The sequence below is a fragment of the Paenibacillus sp. FSL H8-0048 genome, from assembly GCF_038002825.1.
GTDB lineage: Bacteria > Bacillota > Bacilli > Paenibacillales > Paenibacillaceae > Paenibacillus_AQ.
In genome coordinates, this window is the sequence record NZ_JBBODF010000001.1 from 898226 (window position 1) to 922528 (window position 24303).

Genomic DNA, 24303 nt, shown 5'->3' on the forward strand with positions numbered 1-24303 from the left:
TGTAAACGCTATCAATATTTATTGTCAATAAGTTTCACATTTTTTATTTGTTTTTGTGTTGTTTTTCATTGACTTGTTGAGTTAAGCTGTGAGTATAGGTTTTCATTGATGGGAGGGATGGGAGTGCGTGTCAGTATTTTTTCCACTTGTCTTGTAGATCTTATGGCTCCGGCTGCTGGTATTGCCATGGTAGAGGTCCTGGAGCGGCTTGGCTGCGAGATTGATTACCCGGCTTCACAGGTCTGCTGCGGACAGCCCACATATAACAGCGGTTATCTTCAGGAATCTAAGCTTGCTATGCAGAACATGATGCTGGCCTTCGAGGCTTCGGATTATGTCGTAGGGCCCTCCGGCTCCTGTATCGCTATGTTTCATGAGTATCCGAAGATCTTCAGCGGGGACCCGGACTGGGAATTGAAAGCGGTTGCGTTAAAAGCAAAATCATATGAACTCACCCAGTTCATTGTAAAAGTGCTGGGGGTCACCGATATAGGTGCCACGCTCGAAGGAACGGCAACCTACCACCGCTCCTGCCACATGACAAGGCTGCTGGGCGAGAAGGAAACGCCCTTCCAGCTGCTGGAGCAGGTGAAGGGACTTAAGCTTGAGCCGCTTAAAAACAGCGACAACTGCTGCGGGTTCGGCGGCACTTTTGCGGTGAAGATGCCTGAAATCTCCGGGCAGATGGCCGATGAGAAATGCGGCTGTGTACTGGATACCGGAGCGGATATCCTGATCAGTGCAGATATGGGCTGCCTGATGAACATCGGGGGGCGCCTGTCCCGCAAGGGTGAGCCGGTACGCGTCATGCATATTGCAGAGGTGCTCAACCAGCATACGCCTGCCAATCAGAAAGGGGGAAACTGACTTGAGCCTGCAAACGGATTCACGCAGCTTCAGCGAACGGACCGCGGAGGGCCTTGGGGATTCCTTTATGCGCAGTGCCGTGGGGTCCGCACAAGACAGCCTTAAGACCCGGCGGCTGACCGCTGCTACCGCACTTGGAGATTGGGAGAAGTGGCGGACGGTGGGCCAGCTGATCCGTCAGCATACGCTGGCAAACCTGGACTTTTATCTGGAGCAGCTTGCGGATAATGTTGAGCGGCAGGGTGGACATATCTATTTTGCCGCAACCAAGGAAGAGGCCAGCAGTTATATACGGGATGTCATTGAACGCAAGCAGGCGACCCGGGTCGTCAAATCCAAGTCCATGGTTACTGAGGAGATTGAACTGAACCATGTGCTGCTCGAAGCCGGCTGTGAGCTGATTGAGACGGATCTCGGAGAATACATTCTGCAGATGGATGACTGGGACCCTCCCTCCCATATCGTAGCCCCCGCTCTGCATAAAGACCGGGAGCAGATCAGGCGCGTCTTCGCGGAGAAGCTCGGATACACCGGCGATGAGACGCCGGAGATGTTGGCCGGGTTCGCCCGCAGCGTCCTGCGCCAGAAGTTCCTGGATGCGGAGGTTGGGATTACGGGCTGTAATTTTGCCATTGCCAACCTGGGCGCAATAAATCTCGTCACGAATGAGGGGAACGGCGACCTCACCGCCGCGATTCCCAAAACGCATATCGCAGTGATGGGCATGGAACGGATTGTACCGTCGATTGAGGAAATGGAAATCCTGGATAATCTGCTCTGCCGCAGTGCGGTCGGCCAGAAGCTGACCAGCTATATCACGGTCATGGGTCCCTCAGCGGCGGGAGAGACCGACGGACCAGAGGAATTCCATCTGGTGGTCGTCGATAACGGCCGTTCCGATATTCTGGGGAGTGAATTTGGCGAAGCCTTGCAATGTATCCGCTGCGGCGCCTGCTTGAATGTCTGTCCGGTCTACCGTCATATCGGCGGCCATGCTTACGGTTCCATCTACCCGGGTCCGATTGGTGCGGTCATTACGCCGCTGCTTGGCGGTTATGACGACTATAAGGAGCTGCCGTATGCCTCCAGTCTCTGCGGGGCGTGTACAGATGTATGTCCAGTAAAAATCCCGCTGCATGAGCAGCTTGTGATGCACCGCCAGAATATTGTGAAGCAGAAGCGAACCGGCGCTGCCGACCGATTCCAGATGAAGGCCGCCGCTAAGCTGCTCTCCTCCCCTGCCCTATTCGGCAAAACTCTCAGACTCGCCCATTCGGCCAGCCGGATCATGAGCAAGCATGGACGTATTGTACGGGGACCGGCCATCATTCAGGGGTGGATTGGTTCACGCGACCTGAACCAGCCCGTCAAGCCGCAGGACAGCTTCCGGGCATGGCTGGAGAAGCGCAAAGGAGGTTCAGAGTAATATGAACATGAATAAGGAGGTTTTTCTGAATACCATTGCCGCCAAGCTGGGACGGGCACGGAAGTCAGAGGTTCAGCGTCCTGCGATCCGGGAATTGATTCCTGACAGCTATGGCCCTCTTACCCAAGAGGATCTTGTAGAGATGCTTAAAGAGCAATGCTTCTTCATTCACACGCAGGTGATTGAAACGACGCGGGAGCTTTTGCAGAGAACGTTAGATGATCTGATAGAGGCTAATGGCGGCGGGAACGTGATGACTTCCGGTGATTCCCGGTTCAAGGAGTACGGGCTGGTCTTCCCGGAGGCTGCCGTATGGGAGGAAGCGGCGGGACGGGCGGAGAATACCAGGCGTGCCGAATCGGCGAATACAGCTATTGTCTTCGCCGACTATGCACTTGCGGAATCGGGAACGGTTGTGGTGGAGAGCCGCCCCGATCAGGGACGTTCGCTCCATTTCCTGCCTGCGCATTATATTGCGGTGATTGAACGCGAGAAGCTGGTGCTTCGCTCTACGGATGCGGCCGCAGCATTTAACCGGAGAATCCAGGCCGGGGAACCGATGGGCTCATCGATTAATTTCATCTCCGGTCCCTCTAATTCCGCGGATATTGAAATGAAGCTGGTGGTCGGGGTACACGGGCCGCTGAGGGCCGCTTATGTGCTGATTTGAAATGAAGCCTGTCCCTTAAGGACGGCCTAACCCGTTCTACAAATAGTCCGTAACGTCAAATTCCCGATCCTTATAGTAATATTTCCGGTCTTCTTCCGTGATCTCGCGGATAATCCGGCACGGACTGCCTACGGCGATGACATTATCAGGGATATCCTTAGTCACTACACTGCCCGCACCGATGACCACGTTATTCCCGATAGTTACACCTGGATTCACAATAACATTGCCGCCGATCCACACATTGTTGCCGATGGTGATGGCAATTCCGTATTCATAGCCTGAATTCCTGGAATCGGGATGGACGGGATGGCCTGCTGTATAGAGTGATACATTCGGAGCGAACATGACATTCTCGCCAATGACCACCTTGCCTACATCGAGAATCGTACAGTTGAAATTAGCATAGAAATTATTCCCTACAGTGATATTCGATCCATAATCGCAGCGGAAGGGAGTCTCAATATGCACAAGCTCCCCTGTCTTGCCCAAAAGCTTGCGGATCAGCCCGTCTCTCTCCTCGTGTGCGTCGGGAGAGAGTGAATTCAGCTGGTGAACCAGTAGCCTCGCGGCTGTCCGTTCTTCGGTTAATCCGTCCAGCCATGCTTTATAGGGCAAGCCTGCGAGCATTCTGTCTTTCTGATTCATAGGATTCATAAGGTATTCCTGCCTTCTCTTAGTGTTGTGTGTTCATGGGGTAGGTCCAGAAGACTTCCCGTCCGAAGCGGAGCTGAATCTCCTCGGCCGTCAGCACCTGATTGCCGACAAGCTCCGCCGCCTGGAATTGCGAACGGTGTGCCTGGATAGAGGCCATCTTCTTGTCCAGGAATGCGGTGACATCGACATGCACATCCGGGAGGCCGATGTGCTTCTCATGGCCGATGGCGAATGCGCCACAGTGAACCACCGGCCGCTCTGCAGGCGGCAGCTGCCGGACTGCCCGGATAACGGCTGCTCCTGTAGCATCGTGATCCGGGTGTACGCTGTAGCCGGGATAGAAGGTAATCACAAGCGTAGGAGCCAGCTCATGGATCAGCGCCAGCAGTGTCTGATCCAGCAGCTGCTGATCCTCGAATTCAATCATTTTATCGTGGAAGCCCAGCATTCTTAAGTCTTGTATGCCGATAGCCCGGCAGGACGCCCGCAGCTCTTCCTTGCGGATCTCCGGCAGCGTCACCCGGTTGGCAAACGGCGGAATCCCCATATTGCGTCCCATTTCGCCTAGCGTCAGGCAGGCATAGGTTACTTCGGCGCCTTGCTGAATATACTTCGCAATAGTGCCAGCCGCTCCAAAAGCCTCATCGTCAGGATGCGGAAACACCACCAGTATGCGCTTATGTTCTGTAGTCTGTGTATTGTTCATAGGTTCATTCCTCCCTACCCCTCAACCACATCGGCCCGCAGGTCCGTGGCAATCTCAAGAATCACAGGCACAATCGCCTCCATGGACAAGGCCACGTACAGCTCGCCCATGTACAGCCGGAACGGGTACTCCGCACCCTCATGACTCCACATGAAAAAATCCCCTTCGATCGACATCGTGCTCTCTGCACCTTGCACAGTGTAGACCTGTGAATAACTGAAGCCGGATTTACCGGCAAAATATTGCTTGCATTCCTCCAGGGTTAGTGCCTGCTCTGCATTCTCTTCCTGCATGGAACGGGTAATTCGTAAACGCTGGCTCATCGGTGATCCTCCACAATGTTAATATTTAAGCTAATCCGTGCGTTAAATCCGTTAACTAATATCCGCCGGGTTGATGATGGCAAGAATCTGGTGGTCCTTCCACACGCCGCGGATCTTCACATTCAGCCGGGCAATGCCTTCCTTATGGAAGCCTGCATTCTCCAGTACACGGATAGAACCGGGATTATCCGGTGAAGCTTCCCCTGTAATCCGGTGGAACTTCAGCTCCTCGAAGGCATAGCGCACGACCTGTTTCACCGCCTCCGTCATATAGCCTTTACCATTATATTCCTTGTCCAGACTGTACCCGATCATACAGCTCTGCAGCGGTCCCCTCACCACAAAAGACAGACTGACACTGCCGATGATCCGGCGGTCAGCCTTGTGAATGACCAGGAAGTCGTATCTCTCATCTGCTGCCCTGAACTCTTCATACTGCGTAAGCTTGTCCCGCTGGTACTCCTCTGTATAGAAATCCCCGCAGATCTCCGGCGAATGCTCTTCAAAAAACTCACGGTTACGCAAATACATCCCCAACAGCTCAGCGGCATCTTCAGGCCCGGGGAAGCGGATATATACCCGCTCTTCTGTCATTTCTACCCCTCCATTCTTAATTGCTGCACAGTACCGCTTCCTCCGGCTGTTCCTTGCATTCCGGGAACCGGTAGGTCCAAAAGCGTTCCGTACCGTACTTGCCGCAGATTACCGGATCGGTGGGTTTAAGGCCGCCAAGCACTTTCTCCGGCTGGAACTGGGTGCGGTGCGCCAGAATGGAGTTGATTTTGACCGTGATAAAAGGAGTCACATCGGTGACTACATCGGCTGCTCCAATCCGCTGCTGATGGCCGTTCGAGAAGGCGACACTATGTACAACCGGACGTTCCGCAGCGGGCAGCCGGGCAATGGTACGGATAACCGCAGCACCAGTAGCATCGTGATCCGGGTGCACGCTATAACCAGGGTAGAACGTAATAACCAGCGACGGGGTAAGCTCCTTCACGAGCGATGCAATCCGGTGATCCAGGAGTGCCGGGTCTTCGAACTCAATCATTTTGTCATGGAAGCCCAGCATCCTCAGGTCTTGAATCCCAATGGCCTTACAGGAAGCTTCGAGCTCCGCTTGGCGGATAGCCGGCAGGGTCGTGCGGTTTGCAAGGAGCGGAACGCCCATGTTCCGGCCCATCTCTCCCAGTGTCAGACAGGCATAGGTCACCTCTGCACCTGCTGCGATATACATCGCCAGTGTCCCGGATACGAAGTAAGCCTCATCGTCGGGATGGGGAAGCACAACCAGAATTCTTGCATGGTTCATAGATTTATTATTCACGCTAGTTGTTCCTCCATTTTGTTTAAAAAGGGGTCCGGCTAAGCTGCAACGCCACAATCAGCTTGCCCTGACTGTCATGGCCGGCCAGAATCAGCCGCTCCTTATCGTGCTCATCTACATGGGTAAGTCCTTCGGCGTAAATCCAGCCTTGCTCTGTCTTCAGGCCAACCCGGTAAGGTCCTGTGCCTGAGATAGAGCCGTTCGTGTAACGGATCACTGCATTGCTGATGAACGCCGAGCCTGGGGGACGTGTGCTGTCGATATGACTGGCATAAGCTCCTGTTGTGAGCTCAAGATGGATATATAGATCCTCGCCGACGAATTGGTCGATGCGGGTCTGAATCGCCTGGGGTTGAATGAGTTGCATAAGGCCCTCCTATAGTGTAAAAGAATAGCTGGTTCCAGTGCATTCATTATACATGAAAAAAAGAGCCTGCCCAAGGAACCCGAAGAATTCCTTAAGCAAGCCCGGTGACGCTGATAATTAAAGATCAACTATAGAGAAAACCTTATCATTAAGGAAATAGACGTATTGGCGTCCGTACACTACATAACCATCATAAACCTCGTCCGGATCTCCCCAGGAGAGCAGAAGCTCGGTGATCGTCATGCCGCTGACCGCCCGCTCTTCACGGATGGAATTCCACATTTTATCGCTGATCTTGAAGGTCGTTTGCGGATTCTTGAAATATAAGATGTCTTCGACGTAATCACCATAATCACCCGCAGTTGGATCAATCTCCACCGGAATCTCCTGCCCGTTGGCCCGGCGGATGATCATCTCTAAATTCCCGTTTACAGGATTGGAGCGGAAGTTAGCGATAGTCGCTTTTTCAAAGTTTTTGAACGGACTATCGCTAATCTTGGCGTTCCGGGTCCACACCGTTTGTCCATTATAGTAATACTTCAGATAATCGATATTCTCACTATAATACATGGTATTGTCCACAAAATCATTCAAATCCAGGACCCATTCGGTTCCGGCCTCATTTTGCATCACAAAGTTCTGGTTGTTGTCATCAACGTACTGTACACTTTTCACCCAGTGGCTGCCCGGATGTCCATATAAGTATACCTTTTTACCTAGCGCAGTCCCCATCGTTCCAGGCAGCTTGCTGATCGCGTAGAGCATACTGTTGCTCTTATTCTTGCCATCCTCTGTACTCCAGACGAACAACGCTATGGCGCTGGAGGCGTATTTGCCGTCGATCGCGCCGAGCTTCAGCAGGGTTTTGAAGGCTACGTAATTGGAGCTTTTGTACAAAATAGAGTTATCCTTCTTCAGCTTGGTGCTTCCTTTACTGCCTGTGATAGTTACGCCATTAGCATCTGAAGCCACAGTGAAACCCGGAATCTGCCCGGCCAGCTTAACCGGTACATAGGCAGAGCCATTTACAAGCACAGATTTGACTGGCGAAATAAGCAGGTTGCCTTCGACAAACGTAGCAATCTCCGTGTACGCCGGTGCGGTTGCGGCCGCTGCCTGTCCGGCGCCTCCCGGATAGACCAGTCCGAGCGCAAGCAGCAGAGTGGTGAGCAGTAATGCAAGTTTTTTCATAGATGTTCTAATTCCTTCCCCCGATGTAAGTTAGGTGTCCCGGCAAGGTGCCGGAATCTTCCAGATCAGTACATTCGACAAGAAGTTAATTATTTCCTCTATTTCGGGATACGGATCACAAACACCGTCGGCTCCCCTTCCCTGCTCTCCAGCAGCAGTGAACCCTCCATCTTCTCCACGTTCTTCTTGGCGATGGACAAGCCCAGTCCGGTTCCTCCGCTGGCCGTCGTCCGCGCCTCATCTCCCCGCACAAACGGATCAAAAATCGTGTCCCACAGCTCCCTCGGAATGCCGACGCCATTGTCTGCAATCTCGATCCTGATCTGCGTATCCTCGGGAATCACGGATACCCGGATGCGCGTCCCTTCGGGATTATAGGCCAGCGCATTGCCGATCAGATTATTAATGACACTGGCGAACAGCTCGGGATCATAACGGGCATAGACCTCTTCTTCGGGCACCTGCAGGTGAAGCTCGAAGTCTTTTTGCTCAAACTCGCCGTAGGTGTCGGCAATCATCTCCCGCAGATGATCGCCCAGCTCTAGCCGCTCTATCCGCAGGATGAAATCCGGTGAGTCCAGCTTAAGCAGATCCAGCATATGCGTAATGAGCTTCGTGACCTGCACGGACTTGGTGTAGATGTAATTCAAATATTTCGTCTGCCGCTCCGGGTCAGTAACGCGTCCTTCGACAAGCGCCTGCGCATACCCCTGGATGCTGGTAATAGGGGTCTTCAGGTCATGCGACAGATCGACCATCAGCCGCTGCTTGCTTTTCTCGGCCAGGCGCTTCTCCTCAGTCGTCTTCTCAATCACATCAGCCATATAGTTGAAGCTGTGGCCGATCCGCAGGAACTCGGTCTCTGCATACAGGGCAATCCGCGTGTTGTAATGCCCTTCCATCATACGGTTCAAGCCCAGATTCAGCACCCGCAGCGGCTTCTTGATCCGTCTGGAGACCCAATAGCTGTACACAAAAATCAGCAGCAGAATCAAACCGCTGACCAGGAATACATAAAAGAACACCGAATGATTCAGATAGGAGACCAGAAACTCGTTGTTAATGGAGATATTGATTACATCGCGGGGAATCTTAAGCAACATCCAGGCTGCCCCGCTGTCCTGCTCCGTAACACTCGTAATAGAATAGTAAAAAGGCTGGTCGCTGCGGTTCTCCAGTCCGATATACAGCATGTCCTCGTCATAAGCTTGAATATCATCCTGCTTCTCACCAATGACCTGAATCACCCGCTTGCCGGAATCCAGCAGCTCCAGCCAGCCACCGCTCTTCAGCAGACGCTCACTCTCCGGCCCTTGGCCCAGCTCCTCCTGGTACGCTCCGGCCTCCACAGAGAGATTGGGGTCTGGCTTCATTTGCTCCCGGATGACCTGGGCAATATCCTTTTGGACGAATAGATAGACCACTAACACCAGCATAAGCAGCATACAGTTGAACAGCAGGAAGTCGATGGTCAGCGACGTCTGCAGCGGACGGTTATCTCTACTTTTCCACGGGTGCTTCAATTTTGTACCCCAATCCCCTGATCGTCTTCAGGTATTCCGGTCTCTTGGAATCTCGTTCGATCTTGTCGCGGATGTTGCTGATATGCACCATTATGCTGTTGTCCTCGTAGACGTAGAAATCTTCCCAGACAGTCTCATAGATCTTCTTGCGTGTAAAAACACGTCCCGGCTGCTGCATCAGCAGCTCCAGGATCTTGTATTCGGTCGAAGTCAGAGCGACGGCCTCCCCGGCCACCTCAACCTGACAGGTGCTCCGGTCCAGCGTCAGCCTTCCAAGAACAATCTGCTCACTGCGCTTCTCCTCCTCCGGTGCCTTAGCATCGAACTGATGCACCCGCCGCAGCATGGCCCCGGCACGCGCCACAATCTCCAGCGGATTAAAAGGCTTAGCGATATAGTCGTCCGCTCCAAGCTCCAGCCCCAGGATTTTATCATGATACTGGCTCTTGGCGGACAGGAACAGCACAGGGAAATGCTCATGCTCCCGAATCCGCTTCAGCAGCTGCAGCCCGTCCATCCCCGGCATCATAATGTCCAGGATCGCCAGGTCAATCTTGTTATTCTGCATCCGCTGGAGCGCTTCAATTCCGTTCCCCGCGGTCAAAATCGTATATTCCTTCTCCAGATACAGCTGCAGAAGCTCAACAATCTCCGATTCGTCATCGGCTATGAGAATGGTATACATGGTGAATCCCCCTCTATCTTGTCATGCAAGCCGCGCTCTTTGTAACTATAGCCTGCCATTCTTAATCCAGTCTAAACCAAATCTAAAGAAAAGATAAAGAATTATTACAACTTAAAGCTTGGTCGTCGCTGCGGTGAACATTTGGACTTCCGGCCGCTGTTGACTCCAGATTTCTTCTATTAGACCGCTGTGCGCGGTTGAAATCCAAACACAAGCTTATGCTTCCGATGCGAGCTTTCCTTCGGAAAGCTTTTAGGCGGACGCTACCGCTCCTCCAGTTCCAAATTTCCCCTCCGCTTCTTTTTGCTTTTCGTTTGTAAAACCTCTTACAGTTCCAATAATCCTCAACAATTTCAAGAAAATAATAGACTGAATAATACAAAAAAAGAACAGCTGTACAGCCAATAAATAGCTGAACCGACTGTTCTATCAAGTAGGGGATTGCTTAGTCAGAGCTTGCAGGTGAGGGTTAGCTTCACCTTACACCGTAGGTACAGTTCCACCGTCAATCACGTACTCGGCACCCGTTATGGATGCTGCGCGGTCAGAAGCGAGGAAGGCCACCAGCTCGCCCACCTCCTCAGGGAAGCCGGGGCGTCCGATGGGTATGCCGCCCAGCGCGTCCATTACCGACTGCAGCGCACTTTCTACACTGCCGGTCACCTCCGCAATACTCTTCAAAAAGTCCCCGGTTGCTTCGGTTTGAATGAAGCCCGGCGCGACCCGGTTCACCCGGATGCCCTTCGGAGAGAATTCTTTGGATAAGCTCTTGCTGTAACTGCTTAACGCAGCTTTGGCGGCTGCATAGGGGATGGTCGATTCGATCAGCGGCAGCACTCTTTGAATGGAAGAGATATGGATGATGACTCCCTTGCCCTGCTCCAGCATGAGCGGGATCAGTCCCCGGTCCAGCCGCACAGCTGCCAGCAGGTTCAGATTCAGCGCATCCATCCAGTGTTCATCGGATGCTGCGAGAAATCCTCCAGCTGGTGTTGAGCTGCCGCCAGCGTTATTCACCAGAATGTCGAGCCGCCCGAACCGGGCCTTGACTGCTGCAATGACTCGCTCCACGCCTTCAGGCGTGGACAGATCGGCCTGGACGAACAAATCCGAAGCGGGCCCTTCCTTCGGAAGTGTCCGGGCAGTAGTCATAACTTCAGCTCCTGCCGCTGTGAACCGGGCAGCGATTGCCTGTCCCATTCCCTTGGTACCGCCTGTTACCAGGATTCTTTTACCTTCGTATTCTGTCAGCGGACTTGCATAAGTTATAGCCATCGTTACAGCCTCTTTTCATTAAGGATTCCTCAGGTTAGGCTGGAAGTCGAGCCGTCCTGAGGTCTATATGTATATATTAGACTTGATTAATATGAGCGTCTAATTTATTATTTTCATTAAATTCATTAATAATAGTAATATATAAGGAGGCTGTCTGCATGGAGCTCACACAATTGGAGTATTTTCTGACCGTAGCCCGGCTTGAGCATATGACCTCTGCATCCAAAGCGCTGCGAATTACGCAGCCTGCCCTGAGCCATGCAATTTCCAAACTGGAAAGTGAGCTGGGGGTTCCTTTATTTGAGCGTAAGGGCCGCAATGTCCAGTTGAACCGCTATGGGGTTATGTTCAGTTCACGGGTCGAAGAAGCGCTGCGCAATATCAGGAATGGGGTGCGGGAGATTGAGGAGTCGTCCAATGCGGAGAGCGGAACCGTTCATCTGTCTTATCTGAATATTCTTGGCGTGGACCTGATCCCATCGCTCATCAGAGACTATCAGGCAGACCATCCGAAGGTGCGGTTCGATCTGTATCAGGGGAATCACGGGGACATTGACGAAGCGCTGGATAACGGGACCTCAGATATGCTGATTACGTCCAAAGAGACTACGGCGGAGAATAAGGAATGGATGGTGTTTCGCAGATTGCCGATTTATATTGTGGTCTCCAGTTCCCACCGGTTCGCAGCGCGTTCCTCGCTGAGTCTGTTCGAGCTGTCGGGTGAGCCGTTTGTAGGACTGAAGACGAATTGCGGACTCAAGCACACCATCACCTCCCTCTTCCAAAATACTAATTTTGAGCTGTCCTCAACCTATTATGCTGAGGATCTGATTACTGTGGCCGGCTTCATCAAAGCCGGGCTCGGCGTCTCCGTGCTTCCGCAGACGCTGGGACTGATGCTTGACGGTCTGGTCTGGATTCCCATCCAGGAACCGGGTTGGGAATGGGAGGTTGGCCTGCAATGGCGCAAGGACCATTATCTGTCCCCCGCCTCCAGAAGGTTCCTGGAGTATGTTCAGCAGAGTAGTCATGTACCTGTTTTAAACCTGTGAGAATGAACATCGAACTAATAGTAGTCTTATCCTGCCCCTTTACCGACTTTTCCTCTTAAATTCAAGTAGCTAATTGTATTTTCTGCAATAGAAAACGCATAGCTGACCTTAAAATGAGATTCTATTGTATTTCATACATTAGAATGTTGGGTTTTGGGCGAAAAAGGGCCTTTTTTCAATATTCTATTGTACCGAATACAATAGATTCTATTTAGAAGCCTTTTTTACAGCATTCCATTGTATAAAATGCAGTTACCACCGTTCCGGCACCTACAGTTTATAGCGCGAAGCCTATGGATTCTGGCGTTATACCTAAATAAAGAGCCGCCCCAATAGCCGATTTACGGCTTGGGGACAGCTCTATTAGATCATTTTAACAAATTAATGCCCGAAGCTCTTCAATCGTTGCCTGGTACTGCGGCTTAAAATCAGCAGAATTCATATAACCGGATATGCTGGTCAAGAATTGTCTGCCTTCAAGAGCTCCGCTTACCTTAGCAGCATCCAGTGCACACAGCAGCAGGTTACCATTACCTACGCGACACTCTGTGAGGAAACTCAGCTTGTGATTACGTTCGAAATTATCGATCGTCTGTACAATCGGATTCCAGCTGCGGTCCGCCTCATCCATGATAAGCGATTTGGAATGCTCCACGATAGTCCACCACGGATAGGTGGAGTGTGCCTCGCTCGGGAAATCGCGCAGCACCGGATGGCCGTTATCGATCAGCAGACCCATGGTACCAATTGGCACCGGCCGGTTCATGCTCTCCGAGATCGAGCGGAACATCGGGTAGCACCAGAAATCCGTGCAATAATAGCCTTCGATTCCGTTCTGAACCGACTGTGGTTCCGGCATCAGCAGCACATTACCGCCTTGCTCCAGCAGGGAGACTGCCTCCTCAGACAGCTCTGTGAACACATGAATGCCTTCAGCTTCAAGCGGGTTATCGCTTTGCTCCGGATATATCCACAGGTCATAGCTCTTGCGGATATCGGTTCCCTGAACCCGGAGCGCCAGCTCCGCACGGCTCATCCGGTCCACCGCCGGAAGCTCAACCGCTAGATCGCAAATGTCAATGTAATGGATTCCGGCAGGAATAAAGGCTCCGGCTGAGCCTGTTGTCCGAGCTCCCCCTTCAACCGCCAGCTCCCAGTGAAGCTCGATGGATTCCGGCATTCCACTGCGGAAGCAGCTCAGCTCCACATGGGCTGCGAAGGTCTCCCCGGCGCCGTAGTTGTACTTAGGGAATCTTGCCAGCAGCACGGCATCATTACAAAAGGTCCGCCACTCTTCCGGGCTGATCAGACCCTTGGAATCCATGAAGGCATCCAGAACACCTACGAGTGCTGTACCCTGGCCGCTGAAGTCCTGGAGATCCAGAAGCTGGAACCCTGCCAGCCGGCGGGAACGGAAGGCAGCCTCAAGCTCTTCCTTGTAGCAAGCGACAGCGAGCTGGCCTGAGCTTTTGAAGTAAGCATCGGCCAGATGGCCAAGCCCCTTGCTCTCCAGCCGTTCGCGGAAGATGATGAAATTCTCCGCTTTGAGCGGGCCGGTATATTTCTCAATTTCCGCGAAATTCGGAAACGTCGCATATTGTCCAATCTCATGCGAGACCACGGGTACCCGGGGAATCCATTCTCTGGATTCACTGCCACCCTGCACAGCCTTGGCTTCAGTACCGTACTGGATCAGGATCTCGCCGCCTGCCTCAGCGGACACGGCTTCACCGCTCCCAAAGCCCGGCGGAACAATCTGGTCGTCGTAATCCTTCATTGTACCTGGCAGCGAGGTCTGGACATGTCCCAGCGGAGCATCGCACATGGCATAGGAGCCTCTGAACAGCCGATCGTGTGTGAAGCGTACACCGCTGAAGAAATCGTCATGCTCCAGCACCTCCGGGACCCACTGATGGTTATTGGAGCCTTGAGTGTAGAGCGGACGGTCATCGAACGCTTTATAATCTGCAAGGAACGAATCAATCCGCTCCTTGCTGCCCCACAGCTCATTACCCAGCGACATCATCACGAACGATGGATGATTGCCGAATTCCCGCAGGATGGCATATCCTTCGCTGATCAGGTAATCCTGCTCCGCCTGGTTGTGGCCTTCGTCCGTCTCTGCGGTAATCGTTCCCCAGAACGGCAGCTCCGGCTGCATGTAGATTCCGAGCAGATCGGCTGCGGTGAAGGCTGCTTCCGGCGGGCAGCAGGTATGGAAGCGGTAATGGTTAATGCCGTGAGACTTCGCAATCCCCAGAATCCGTACCCACTCTTCCACGTCTGTCGGAGCATAGCCGGTGAGTGGGAAGATCAGGCCGTCATGCTTGCCGCGCAGGAAGGTCTGCTCACCGTTAATGGTGAACTTATCTCCCTCAGCCCGGAAGGACTTAAGCCCAAAGATCACCTCCTGCCGGTCAACGGGAATACCATCACTGCCCTTGAGAACAAGGCTGAGAGTATACAGATTGGGAGCGAATTCACTCCACAGCAGCGCACCCGGACCCAGTGTATAGTCTATAGTGAACGGACCCGGTACGATGACATATTCCTGTTCCTCTACGGCATGTGTGAGCTCACTATTGAAGCTACTGGCAGATACCGCGAGTGTAGCACTCTGCTTGCTGTCCAGCGTGGCGGTGATCCGTACCGAACGTGCAGGCAGATCAGGCTTCAGCCGGAGACCGCTAATCCGGGCTTCCCCATAGAACTGCAGCTCCATCCGGCCGGTAATCCCGTTCCAGTTAGTCTGGGTATCCGGCGAGGTCATATGCCCGCCTTTGGTCGGATAGCCGGTGTTGTCGACCCGGACCGTAAGCGTATGATTCCCGGGCTGCAGCTGCGGCAGCTCATATACATGCGCAGTGTTCAGGCTGTCACGGCTGCCGATCTCCACATCATCCACCCATAGGGTGGTAAGCCTTGTACGTTCCAGATATAAGCAGCATTGCTTACCCGCCAGCTCTTCCGGAATCACAACCTCTCTGGAGTACCAGACCGGTCCTTCGAACAGATATTCATCCGTCAGTGCGCCAACGAGAATCTTGCTGTTCTTCGGCCCTTTAAGGGCATGGGACGTAGTTCCCGGCAGCCTGATTGCATCGGTAAAAGGAAATACCAGTCCCTTCCCCTTCTCTTCCAGTTGCAGCTTCCATTCGCCTTCAAGGCTGATCTTTGACAGCACAATTATCACTCCTAGTAATAGTAATCTCTATACTCCTGCGGGGTGGTACCCGTGGTCTTCTTGAAAAGAAAGGTGAAATAGGCCGCCGTCTGAAAGCCTACCTGTTCCGCCACCTCATACACCTTGATGCCAGGATCACGGAGCAGCTCCTTGGCCTTATTCATGCGCGTTTCCTGGACATATTCGGAGATCGTCTGGCCGGTTTCTTTTTTGAACAATACGCTTAAATAACTTGAATTCAGATGATACAGCCCCGCCAGTTGCTTCACCGTCAGATTCTCCTGCAGATGTTCAGCCAGATGCCGCCGGACCTGCTGGATCAGATGATGCTGCTGTGCAGTCTGCTCCTTCTCCTTACGCTGTGTGTAATGGGCGAGATATTCCAGAACGGCCTTCCGCACTTCCTCCACTCCGGTGCAGTCAATGAGACGCTGCCACATCAGAATGTTCGTTTCGGTATCCGTATCCTGATCCCGCTTAAGCTTGCGTGCCAATTCGCTGAGCAGTCCCATGCCGAACGCCTGTACATAGGAGAAGGAGATCGGCTCTCCGGCCAGCATCATCTCAAAAGCATGGCTTGCATAAGCCGACGCTTTGCTATTTTCCCCAAGCTCCAGCAGCTTGACGATTTCCGGAATATACTCCTCACGCAGCCGGAAGTCTTGGTATTCATTCATCAGATACCGGTCACAATAGACAATCTGTCCGTATCCGGCAAGCCGTGCATCGGCAATCATATGCCGGACCTCTTTATACAGGAGCGGAATTTCTGTCCAGCTGCATGCCTCTCTGCTGACGCCGACCGTAACGGAAGCAGCTTATTGCTCCCGCAGCACTTCCTGAATGAAGCTTAGCTGCTTCTCCAGCCTGGCCCGCACCTGCGGAACCGCTTCCAGCACCAGCACAGCGGTCTCACCCGCTCCCGCTTTCCCGATATAAGCGCCGGAAAAGCCCTCCAGCCCCAGCTTCACCGCATTCTGCAGTGCTTCACCCAGCAGAATCTGCTCCTTGGCATCCTGGCTATGATGCAGGTGAAGACTGTCACAGTCGAACAGGAACAGTGTAGCCTGCCACTCTCCTGCCGGAAGATCAAGCAGACGCCGCCATGAATCCAGCAGTTCAGCACTGTGAACCCAGCCGCCGGTCAAATCCTTAATGAAGCGCTCCAGCAGCACTTCCCGGCTCTCTGTAACCTTCTCCCTGAGCAGGGTTGTTTCCTGCTCCAGCTGTTTTTTCTTCTCAGCGGCTGCGCGGAGAGCCACCAGCTTCTGTTCCAGCTCCTCCGTCTTGACCGGCTTCAGCACGTAGGCCTTAGCCCCAAGCTGGATCGCCTCCTGCACAAATTCAAATTCATCGAAGCCGCTGATCATTACCGATTGCATAGCCTGCTGCTGCGGATAGTCAGCCTGGATTCTGGCGAGCAGCTCAATTCCGGTCATCCCGGGCATCGACACATCGGTAATCAGCACATCCACAGGGTTCTCCTTCAAAATCGCAAGCGCTTCCATCCCGGAATGGGCAGTCAGCGGCGTTCTGTAGCCAAGTGCCTCCCAGCGGATATGCCGTAGCAGACCTTGAATTTGCATGGGCTCATCATCAACAATCAATGCACGCATGTTACCCCTCCTTCCTCTTCAGCTCGGGACGTTCTAAGCAGACCGGAATATGGATGGTTACCGCCGTCCATTCGTCTTCTGCGCTGTCGATTTCTAGGCGGCCATCGGGACCGAAATATAGCGCCAGACGGTCCCTGATATTGTTCATGCCGAACCCGTTCCTGCTGCCGCTGTAAGTACCGGCACGTATCTCTTCAAGCTTATCCTGTCCGATCCCTTGCCCGTTGTCAAACACCTGGATGCGCACCTCATCCCCACTGCGTTCAGCCGTGATCTGAATAAAAGCATGCTCCCTGGCCGTAATGTCGCCATGCAGATAACAGTTCTCTACAATCGGCTGCAGGATCAGCTTGATGGTATAGAGATCAAGGATCTCCGGCTTCACCTCCCATTCCACCGAGACCTGCCCTGGATAACGGAGCTGCTGAATATCGATATACGCCTTCACATGCTCCAGCTCATCGCGCAGCCGGGTTACATTGACCTGATTGCCCAGTGCCAGCCGGTAAAAGGTCGTCAGCGCATCTATCGTGCGGACTTGCAGCTCATCCTGCAGATCCAGCGCCCGCCAGCGGATCAGGCTGAGCGAATTATAGATGAAATGCGGATTAATCTGTGCCTGAAGCGCCCGGAAGGATTGCTCACGCTCCTTAAGCAGCGCTTCCGTATGCTCTTTAACCAGCTTCCCGAGCCGCCCGGACATGGAGTTAAACAGCACCTCCAGCTCACCCAGCTCATCCTTGTCCCGGTTCTTCACCTTTACTTCGAAGTATCCTTCCGATATATCTGTCATCCGGCTCCCCAGCTTGCGTATGCGCCAGATGGTATTCTTCAGGACAGTCATGATCAGGAAAATCGACAGCAGCAGGAAGAACGCAATTCCCGCTGCGATATAATACAGAATCCGTCTGGACTGTTCCTCCAGGCGGTCCAGATGCACCAGTGCGCCGACCCGCCAGCCGGATTTGATCTCCTGTGTAATCAGCACCGTTCCGTTGTTCGTCCGGGTAGTTCCGTCAGCGCTGCCCCAGTACTCACTTAACGAAGAGGAGGATAACGAAGCAGCGATCTCGGACGGTTCCGAGGAGGCGATGATCCGTTCACTGCCGTCAACGATATACATTTCCCCGGCGCCGTCAAAGGGATGGTCGAAGGATTCCGCGAACACGCTTTTATAATCCAGCAGCAGATAGACCAGCCCGTGTACATCCCCGTTGCTGTCAAGGATTTTGTGGGATACGACAAGCTTGTTCCTGTCATCCTTGGCATTGGTCCACATCAGATTATCCGGAGAAAAAAGCCGCTGCGCATACCAGTCCTGCTCCCGCTGTCCGGACAGCATCCGCCCCTCGGGCTTCCACAACAAGCCGCCATCCTGCACCAGCGTATCATTGGTATGGTAGATGCGGAAATTCTCAATACCCGGAAGGTATTTGCTTGTAAACAGGAAGGATCTGTCCACGTAATTGACGGTACCAAGCTGTTCTGTGATATCCGCATAATCCCGCGTTAATCTTGAGATCAATTCACCATCTGTCGCTGTCCGTGTGGCCAGAAGGTCATAGCTCTGCTTGCGGAACTCAATGCTCTGCGCACTTTGGCGGACAGCTTCCCTGATGGTCAGAATATAATTGGCCCGGACGGTCTGCAGCATTAGATAGCCTGCTCCCGCTGCAAGCAGCACCGTGGGAAGGAATACTATCAGGCCGTAGAACAGGACAATTTTTCCTCTCAGGTTCATGGACCGGGTCATACGAATAATTGCTTTCTCTACGCTCTGTTTGATCATATGGCCCTCCCAAGAACTATAAAGGGAGCCCCCCTCACAGGTGAAGGGCGCTCCGGCGTATTTTAAAATTTAAGAATTAATATGTTTCACGTTATACATTATCCTTCTATTTCTCGCTGAAACGGTACCGTCCTTTAAAAGGACGGCAAAGCCGTTTCCACTTGTTTCTAGCTGCCTGCGTTCATTTTTTCCTCATATCTGCCAAGCCACTCGGCCTTGACCTCACTCCAATGTCCGCGTTTCTCCAGCGCTTCCTGGAACCCGTTCCACTCCGCCTCGAACTTGGCATCATCCCCCGCCATCAGCAGCTTAGCCCGGTATTCCTTGCGGATATTCTCCAGCTCCAGGGAGTATTTCTCCCATACCCCGCCCTGCTTAACCTCGATCAGATCATAAGGCTCTGCTACACGGATGGTCCCCATCTTCCCGATGGCTTCGGTGAACTGAATCGTCTTGGCTGCGCCTGCCTTACCGCCATCTTCTGTGTTCCACCACGGGTACCACTCATTGCTATAGGAAGAGGTCATGTAGAGCTCCGGTGTAACTTTGGATTTCTGGGCGGCATCGCCGGAATTGCGTGCGGTCTTGTACGTTTCATCTATAAATTTCCACTTGCCCAGCGGCTGGTCCACCCAGTCCCAGTACTTGCCTGCCGGCCCCTCGCTCATTACCTGCTGCTGTTCTGCCTTCGGCTGCAGGCTGTAATCCAGGAACTTCAGAATGGCCTCAAGGTTCTTGGTCTTCTGGCTGATATAGACATCATACCCCGGATTCGGGTTCGTGACCTGGTTGATGCCAAGCTTCTCTACCCCTGCAACCTTCGGAAAAGGAATGACTTCATAGAACCAGCCCGGCTCCGTAGGGCCATCCAGTGTCTCCCAGGCTGTAGCGTTGATGTTCCAGAAGCTGCCTACATTCAGCGCAACCCGGCCGGACTTGTTCTTCTCAATATACTGCTCTCCCTTATTGGTTACTACCTCCGGATCGATCAGCTTCTCCCGGTACAGCTTATTCATCCATTGATAAGCCGCTTTATAATTGGGATTATCATAAGCAAAAAGAAATTGATCCCCCTGCTTCTGAATACCATTGCCGCCGGTACTGACGCCAAACGCAGTCAGCACTGCATTCTCATCACTCCAGCCGAGCGAATCATTAGTGTCCATAAGGAAGGACAGGGGGAGCAGCGTTTTGCCGGAGGCGTCTTTCTGCTGTGCGGCCTTCTTCAGGAAGGTCTCAACCCCATCCAGTGTGGACAGATCGGCTGTAGTCATGCCTGCCTTCTCCAGCACATCCGTTCTGACAAACCAGCCCTGCGATGCCGAGCCCGGCCAAGGCGCCTCCGGGTTCTGGTCAAACCAGGTCGGAATCGACCAGATATGGCCGTCCTCGTCCTTCATTAGCTCCAGATATGGCTTGGGGATCGTCGCAAGTCCCGGATATTTATCTGGCATTTCGAAATACTGCTCCACCGGCAGCACCTGCTTGGAGCGCCGCATGGCGCTTTTCACCGTCTCGTTCCGGCTGAAGATCGCCGCATCCTCGAACCCGCCGGTATTGATCTTCAGGTTAAGCGCTGTCATCGCATCGCCCTGTGTAGCCTCCAGCTTGATATCGACCCCCGGCTCCTCTTCCCGCCAATACTTCTGTACCAAACTGTCATTATTGATGGTTGCCGTCCAGCCAAGCCAGAGGTTGAAGCTGGCAGAACCGCTTGCCCCTTGGGTAGCAGCCGTCTTATTTCCTGTACCGCTGTTGCTTGCCTTCGTATTTCCGCCGCCGGAATTGGAGCCCGAACATCCGCTGACGATAGTCAGCAGCGCCGTCATGGCCAGAGCTGTAAGCCGGGCTTGTTTGATTTTCACTAGAATACTCCCCCTATTATGTTATTGTACTGCATAATGCTTCTACGGCCATTAGGCCATTAAGCTAAGAGATCAGCCCTTCACGGACCCCAGAAGAACGCCTTTGACGAAATATTTCTGCAGGAACGGATACACACAGAGAATCGGAAGCGCACTGACCATCACCACAGACATTTTGATCGACATCAGCGTAATATTCTGGAGCTGCGAGCTGCGGGCCAGCGCCTCCTGATTGTTGTTGGAGCCCAGCACGGCCGACAGATCCTGTGCCGACAGCAGCTGCTGGAGGAAGGTCTGCACAGGAATCAAATTCTGCTTCGTGACGAAGAAGGCTCCGGCGAACCAGTCATTCCAGTGGCCCACTGCGGTGAACAGCCCCAGCGCAGCGAGCATAGGCTTCGATAACGGGACAATGATTTGCCATAGAATACGGACCGGTCCTGCCCCATCCAGCTCCGCCGACTCGACGAGCGCTTCCGGAATGCCCTGAATGAACTTCAGCATGACGAACATGTTCCAGACGGAGAAGAGTCCCGGCAGAATATACACCCAGAACGTATTAATCAGGCCAAGATTATTGAGCTGAATGTAAAAGGGAACGAGTCCGCCGCTGAACAGCATAGTCAGCAGAATGTAGCTTAGAATCGTGCTGCGCAGCGGCAGGCCCCGGTAGGAGAGGCCGAAGGCCACCAGCAGCGTGACCAGCAGCCCGCCAACCGTGCCAATTATCGTTCTGCCCACTGTAATCAGGTAGGAATGCCTGATGGTCTCATTGCCGAGCACAATCTCGTAATTGATCAGTGTGAAGCGGCGCGGCCAGAGATAGACCCCGCCTTTGGCCGCATCCGCACCGTCATTCAGCGAAATCGCCAGCATGTAGAGGAACGGATACAGCACCGATACACATAACAGGGATAGCAGCACAATAATGATGTATTCTGCTATTTTCTCACCTCGGCTTGCTTTCATGTGCCTTCACCACAGTCCTTCCCCGTTTAGTTTTCTGGACAGCTGATTGGTTGAGACGACCAGGGTTAGGCTGATTAACGAAGACAATAGCCCTACTGCCGTCGCCATCCCGAAGTACCCCTGCTGCAGCCCGTTGCGGAGAATATAAGTGTCCAGTACATCGGCAACACTATGATTGGCAGAGTTCATGAGCGGATAAATCTGATCCATCCCAACTGTAATTAAGCTTGGAATACTGAGAATCAGCACTATGGAGATGGTCGGCATGATTCCGGGAAGGGTGATATGGCGGATCTGTGCCAGCTTGCCTGCACCTTCCACCTTCGCCGATTCGTACAGCTGCGGATCAATGGTGGTAATGGCGGCCAGATAGAGAATGGTGTTCCAGCCGGTTTCTTTCCATAAGCCGCTGAAGACAACGATTGGACGGAACCACTCTGTCGAGCCCAGGAAAAACACCGGTTCTCCCCCCGCCTGCCCAATGAACTGATTGACCAGCCCGCCGTCCAGCGTGAGGAAGGATTGCAGAATATAAGCAACCACGATCCAGGAGAAGAAATGCGGCAGATAGCTGACGGATTGGACGAAGCGCTTGAACGCCGGCCGGGTCACTTCATTGATCAGGAGCGCCAGCAGAATCGGGGCCGGGAAGCCGCAGATGAACTTCAGCACCGAAATGTACAGCGTATTCTGGACCACGGTCAGGAACTGCGGGTCTTCCAGGAACGTGAAGTTATCCAGGCCTGCCCATGTGCTGTCCCAGATCGAGGTCCCAATCTGAAAATCCTTGAAGGCGACCTGAATCCCGGCCATTGGAATATAGCTGAACAGAAACAGCAGGACTACTCCGGGTAAGATCATCAGATATTGCCAGCGGTATTTGTAGAATTTGTTGTACAATCGTCTCCCCCCTTGATACTTCTATCATAAAAGGAACTGCCGCCCGCGCCTATATAACAGCGGTTGGATATCTATCGTTCTGATTTGATCTTGTGAAGCGCTTACAGGCAGAGGCGGGATTAAGGGATGACGGGGATGGCAGATGTGGCAGGCAGATGTGCCGGTGCAGCAAAAAGCACATGCCGGATCATACCGGCATGCGCATAATGGATGAAGCTGATTCCGTTGTCTGCTGACCTGCTTAGTCGAGCAGCACCTGCTTCGTTGCAATATTCGTACAGAATTCCTGGTCGTGCTCTACAAACAGGATGGTTGGAGCATATTCCAGCAGCAGCTCCTCGATCTGCATCCGGGAGATCACATCGATGAAGTTGAGCGGCTCATCCCAGATGTGCAGATGCACCTGCTCGCTGAGGCTGGCGGCAATCAGCACCTTTTTCTTCTGCCCGCCGCTGTACGTTGACATTTCCTTCTCGAATTGCAGCCGCGAGAAATCAAGCTTCCGCAGAATGGCCTTGAACAGGCTCTCATCGATTCCCCGTTCTCTGGCATAATCGTTCAGGCTGCCCTGGAGGTGCGAGGTGTCCTGGGACACATAAGAAATAGCCATTTGGCTGTCTCTTGTGAAGCGGCCGGTATAGCTAATGTCCCCGCCGCAGATCAGCTTCAGAAGGCTAGATTTGCCTGAGCCGTTGCTGCCGGAGAGAGCAATTCTGTCCCCCTGTTCGATGGTGAAGGTCACTCCTGAACATACGGTAGTGTCCCCGTAATGGACCGCAACCTCCTCCAGCTCCACTAGTTGCTCTTTATGATAAGGAAGCTGTGCAATTTTCAGGCTGTCCGCGCTTTCCAGATTCCGCAGCAGCTTCGACTTCTCGGCAATCGCGGATTCCTGGCGCTGCTGAATCGACTTGGAGCGCTTCATCATCTTGGCGGCCTTATGGCCGACATAGCCTTTATCCAATTTGTTGCCGGAGCTCCGGGTGCCATTTTTGGATTTCTCCACTTCATGCGCCCAGCCGCCCGTTCTTTTGGCAGAGTCCGATAAGCGCTTAATGTCCTTCCGCAGCTTCTCATCCTCTGCCAGCTCGAACTGGTCCTGTCTGGACTTATTTTGCCACCAGCTGCTGAAGTTGCCCTTCTGGATCTCAATATTGGTCTTGTTAATCGATAAGATATGGTCCACACAGTTATCGAGAAAAGCCCGGTCATGCGACACCAGAATGTACCCGTTCTTGGTGCGGAGATAGTCACTGACCAGCTTCCGGCCTTTCGCATCCAGATGGTTCGTCGGCTCATCAATGAGCAGGAACTGGTTCTCGCGCGCGAACAGAGCCGCCAACAGCACCTTCGTCTGTTCTCCGTTCGACAGCGATTCAAACGGCCGGTACAGCGCATCCTCGCTCACCTTCAGCAGGGACAGCTCGCGCATGAACTTCCAGTTTTCCAGCTCCGGGTCGATCTCATCGAGAATCTCCAGGGTCTGTACCTTCCGGTCAGCAATCTCATACGGGAAATACTCGAAGCCCACCTGTGCGGAGATCGTCCCGCTGTATTCATATTTGCCGAGCAGCAGGTTCAGGAAGGTAGTCTTGCCGCGCCCGTTGCGTCCGGTGAAGCCCAGCCTCCAATCTGTATCCAGCTGAAAGCTCACATTCTCAAAAATATTATCATAGGTGCCCTGATAGGCAAACGTTAAATTGCTCACATTGATTAAAGACATACACATATCCTCCTGTATTCACAAAAATAAAAGCTGCAAGAAGGTTCTCCTCCCGCAGCTCAAATAAACACAGCAAATCCGTTCCCTAGGTAATTATCTCCAGGCGGACTTGAACAAGGATATTTGGACCAGAGTGAAAAGAGGCAGACCCTTCCTGCATATCAACCATAAATTGCACGCCACAAAGA

At 53.0% G+C, this 24303-nt stretch carries 22 protein-coding genes; 4 read left to right on the forward strand and 18 right to left on the reverse strand.

Going from position 1 to position 24303, the window contains the following annotated elements:
* The first annotated feature begins 123 nt into the window (after positions 1-123).
* Genes NSU18_RS03890 through NSU18_RS03900 form a run of 3 tightly spaced genes read left to right on the forward strand, consistent with a single transcriptional unit; the run spans position 124 to position 2963 of the window.
* On the forward strand, positions 124-867 hold the full coding sequence (locus NSU18_RS03890) for a (Fe-S)-binding protein (protein WP_341021819.1): 744 nt from the start codon (positions 124-126) through the stop codon (positions 865-867).
* Position 868: 1 nt separating this feature from the next.
* Complete coding sequence (locus NSU18_RS03895) at positions 869-2293, forward strand: LutB/LldF family L-lactate oxidation iron-sulfur protein (RefSeq protein ID WP_341021817.1); 1425 nt, start codon at positions 869-871, stop codon at positions 2291-2293.
* Position 2294: 1 nt separating this feature from the next.
* The gene (locus tag NSU18_RS03900; RefSeq protein ID WP_341021816.1) at positions 2295-2963 is read left to right on the forward strand and encodes a LutC/YkgG family protein; all 669 of its coding nucleotides are present in this window, start codon (positions 2295-2297) and stop codon (positions 2961-2963) included.
* Positions 2964-2999: 36 nt separating this feature from the next.
* Here the strand turns inward: NSU18_RS03900 and NSU18_RS03905 are convergent, their stop codons facing one another.
* From NSU18_RS03905 to NSU18_RS03950, 10 genes are all read right to left on the reverse strand, one after another.
* Positions 3000-3611: a sugar O-acetyltransferase gene (locus NSU18_RS03905; protein WP_341148287.1), complete on the reverse strand. Its 612-nt coding sequence runs from the start codon at positions 3609-3611 to the stop codon at positions 3000-3002.
* A gap of 28 nt (positions 3612-3639) precedes the next feature.
* Positions 3640-4326 carry a bacillithiol biosynthesis deacetylase BshB2 gene (bshB2, locus tag NSU18_RS03910; protein ID WP_341148288.1) on the reverse strand — a complete coding sequence of 229 codons (687 nt, stop codon included), beginning with the start codon at positions 4324-4326 and terminating at the stop codon, positions 3640-3642.
* Positions 4327-4340: 14 nt separating this feature from the next.
* Positions 4341-4649 (reverse strand): hypothetical protein, encoded by a 309-nt coding sequence (locus tag NSU18_RS03915; RefSeq protein WP_341021813.1) that lies wholly within the window; start codon positions 4647-4649, stop codon positions 4341-4343.
* A gap of 51 nt (positions 4650-4700) precedes the next feature.
* Positions 4701-5243, reverse strand: coding sequence for a GNAT family N-acetyltransferase (locus NSU18_RS03920; protein WP_341021812.1), 543 nt, complete (start codon positions 5241-5243; stop codon positions 4701-4703).
* A gap of 16 nt (positions 5244-5259) precedes the next feature.
* Positions 5260-5961, reverse strand: coding sequence for a bacillithiol biosynthesis deacetylase BshB2 (bshB2, locus tag NSU18_RS03925; RefSeq protein ID WP_341150980.1), 702 nt, complete (start codon positions 5959-5961; stop codon positions 5260-5262).
* A gap of 37 nt (positions 5962-5998) precedes the next feature.
* Complete coding sequence (locus NSU18_RS03930; RefSeq protein ID WP_341021811.1) at positions 5999-6343, reverse strand: YojF family protein; 345 nt, start codon at positions 6341-6343, stop codon at positions 5999-6001.
* A 117-nt stretch (positions 6344-6460) separates the two neighbouring features.
* Positions 6461-7534 (reverse strand): hypothetical protein, encoded by a 1074-nt coding sequence (locus NSU18_RS03935; protein WP_341148289.1) that lies wholly within the window; start codon positions 7532-7534, stop codon positions 6461-6463.
* A 98-nt stretch (positions 7535-7632) separates the two neighbouring features.
* A complete protein-coding gene (locus NSU18_RS03940; protein ID WP_341148290.1) occupies positions 7633-9057 on the reverse strand; it encodes a sensor histidine kinase in 1425 nt (474 codons plus the stop codon).
* A complete protein-coding gene (locus NSU18_RS03945; RefSeq protein ID WP_341148291.1) occupies positions 9035-9742 on the reverse strand; it encodes a response regulator transcription factor in 708 nt (235 codons plus the stop codon). The genes NSU18_RS03940 and NSU18_RS03945 overlap by 23 nt, the downstream gene beginning before the upstream one ends.
* A gap of 480 nt (positions 9743-10222) precedes the next feature.
* Positions 10223-11017: an SDR family oxidoreductase gene (locus NSU18_RS03950; protein ID WP_341148292.1), complete on the reverse strand. Its 795-nt coding sequence runs from the start codon at positions 11015-11017 to the stop codon at positions 10223-10225.
* 158 nt (positions 11018-11175) lie between these two features.
* Between NSU18_RS03950 and NSU18_RS03955 the strand changes: the two genes are divergently transcribed.
* Complete coding sequence (locus tag NSU18_RS03955; RefSeq protein ID WP_341021806.1) at positions 11176-12069, forward strand: LysR family transcriptional regulator; 894 nt, start codon at positions 11176-11178, stop codon at positions 12067-12069.
* Between the two features lie 373 nt (positions 12070-12442).
* Here NSU18_RS03955 and NSU18_RS03960 read toward each other — a convergent pair whose 3' ends face one another.
* The 8 genes from NSU18_RS03960 to NSU18_RS03995 all read right to left on the reverse strand — a co-directional run bounded on the left by NSU18_RS03960 (position 12443) and on the right by NSU18_RS03995 (position 24115).
* Complete coding sequence (locus NSU18_RS03960; protein WP_341148293.1) at positions 12443-15253, reverse strand: glycoside hydrolase family 2 TIM barrel-domain containing protein; 2811 nt, start codon at positions 15251-15253, stop codon at positions 12443-12445.
* An 11-nt stretch (positions 15254-15264) separates the two neighbouring features.
* Positions 15265-15990, reverse strand: a complete 726-nt coding sequence (locus NSU18_RS03965; protein WP_341148294.1) for a helix-turn-helix transcriptional regulator — start codon at positions 15988-15990, stop codon at positions 15265-15267.
* An 81-nt stretch (positions 15991-16071) separates the two neighbouring features.
* On the reverse strand, positions 16072-16869 hold the full coding sequence (locus tag NSU18_RS03970) for a response regulator (protein WP_341148295.1): 798 nt from the start codon (positions 16867-16869) through the stop codon (positions 16072-16074).
* Position 16870: 1 nt separating this feature from the next.
* Positions 16871-18658 carry a sensor histidine kinase gene (locus NSU18_RS03975; RefSeq protein WP_341148296.1) on the reverse strand — a complete coding sequence of 596 codons (1788 nt, stop codon included), beginning with the start codon at positions 18656-18658 and terminating at the stop codon, positions 16871-16873.
* Positions 18659-18825: 167 nt separating this feature from the next.
* On the reverse strand, positions 18826-20523 hold the full coding sequence (locus NSU18_RS03980) for a hypothetical protein (RefSeq protein ID WP_341148297.1): 1698 nt from the start codon (positions 20521-20523) through the stop codon (positions 18826-18828).
* A gap of 72 nt (positions 20524-20595) precedes the next feature.
* On the reverse strand, positions 20596-21492 hold the full coding sequence (locus NSU18_RS03985) for a carbohydrate ABC transporter permease (protein WP_341021800.1): 897 nt from the start codon (positions 21490-21492) through the stop codon (positions 20596-20598).
* A 6-nt stretch (positions 21493-21498) separates the two neighbouring features.
* Positions 21499-22392 (reverse strand): ABC transporter permease, encoded by an 894-nt coding sequence (locus NSU18_RS03990; protein ID WP_341021799.1) that lies wholly within the window; start codon positions 22390-22392, stop codon positions 21499-21501.
* A 241-nt stretch (positions 22393-22633) separates the two neighbouring features.
* A complete protein-coding gene (locus tag NSU18_RS03995) occupies positions 22634-24115 on the reverse strand; it encodes an Lsa family ABC-F type ribosomal protection protein (RefSeq protein ID WP_341021798.1) in 1482 nt (493 codons plus the stop codon).
* Positions 24116-24303 lie beyond the last annotated feature (188 nt).

Excerpts from the sequence above, each read along its gene's own strand:
- NSU18_RS03945 (WP_341148291.1), bottom strand. The coding sequence starts at position 9,742 with ATGTATACCATTCTCATAGCCGATGACGAATCGGAGATTGTTGAGCTT.
- NSU18_RS03900 (WP_341021816.1), top strand. The coding sequence starts at position 2,295 with ATGAACATGAATAAGGAGGTTTTTCTGAATACCATTGCCGCCAAGCTG.
- NSU18_RS03915 (WP_341021813.1), bottom strand. The coding sequence starts at position 4,649 with ATGAGCCAGCGTTTACGAATTACCCGTTCCATGCAGGAAGAGAATGCA.
- NSU18_RS03920 (WP_341021812.1), bottom strand. The coding sequence starts at position 5,243 with ATGACAGAAGAGCGGGTATATATCCGCTTCCCCGGGCCTGAAGATGCC.
- NSU18_RS03995 (WP_341021798.1), bottom strand. The coding sequence starts at position 24,115 with ATGTCTTTAATCAATGTGAGCAATTTAACGTTTGCCTATCAGGGCACC.
- NSU18_RS03975 (WP_341148296.1), bottom strand. The coding sequence starts at position 18,658 with ATGATCAAACAGAGCGTAGAGAAAGCAATTATTCGTATGACCCGGTCC.
- bshB2 (WP_341148288.1), bottom strand. The coding sequence starts at position 4,326 with ATGAACAATACACAGACTACAGAACATAAGCGCATACTGGTGGTGTTT.
- bshB2 (WP_341150980.1), bottom strand. The coding sequence starts at position 5,961 with ATGAACCATGCAAGAATTCTGGTTGTGCTTCCCCATCCCGACGATGAG.
- NSU18_RS03985 (WP_341021800.1), bottom strand. The coding sequence starts at position 21,492 with ATGAAAGCAAGCCGAGGTGAGAAAATAGCAGAATACATCATTATTGTG.
- NSU18_RS03950 (WP_341148292.1), bottom strand. The coding sequence starts at position 11,017 with ATGGCTATAACTTATGCAAGTCCGCTGACAGAATACGAAGGTAAAAGA.
- NSU18_RS03965 (WP_341148294.1), bottom strand. The coding sequence starts at position 15,990 with ATGATTGCCGATGCACGGCTTGCCGGATACGGACAGATTGTCTATTGT.
- NSU18_RS03955 (WP_341021806.1), top strand. The coding sequence starts at position 11,176 with ATGGAGCTCACACAATTGGAGTATTTTCTGACCGTAGCCCGGCTTGAG.
- NSU18_RS03930 (WP_341021811.1), bottom strand. The coding sequence starts at position 6,343 with ATGCAACTCATTCAACCCCAGGCGATTCAGACCCGCATCGACCAATTC.
- NSU18_RS03905 (WP_341148287.1), bottom strand. The coding sequence starts at position 3,611 with ATGAATCAGAAAGACAGAATGCTCGCAGGCTTGCCCTATAAAGCATGG.
- NSU18_RS03935 (WP_341148289.1), bottom strand. The coding sequence starts at position 7,534 with ATGAAAAAACTTGCATTACTGCTCACCACTCTGCTGCTTGCGCTCGGA.
- NSU18_RS03970 (WP_341148295.1), bottom strand. The coding sequence starts at position 16,869 with ATGCGTGCATTGATTGTTGATGATGAGCCCATGCAAATTCAAGGTCTG.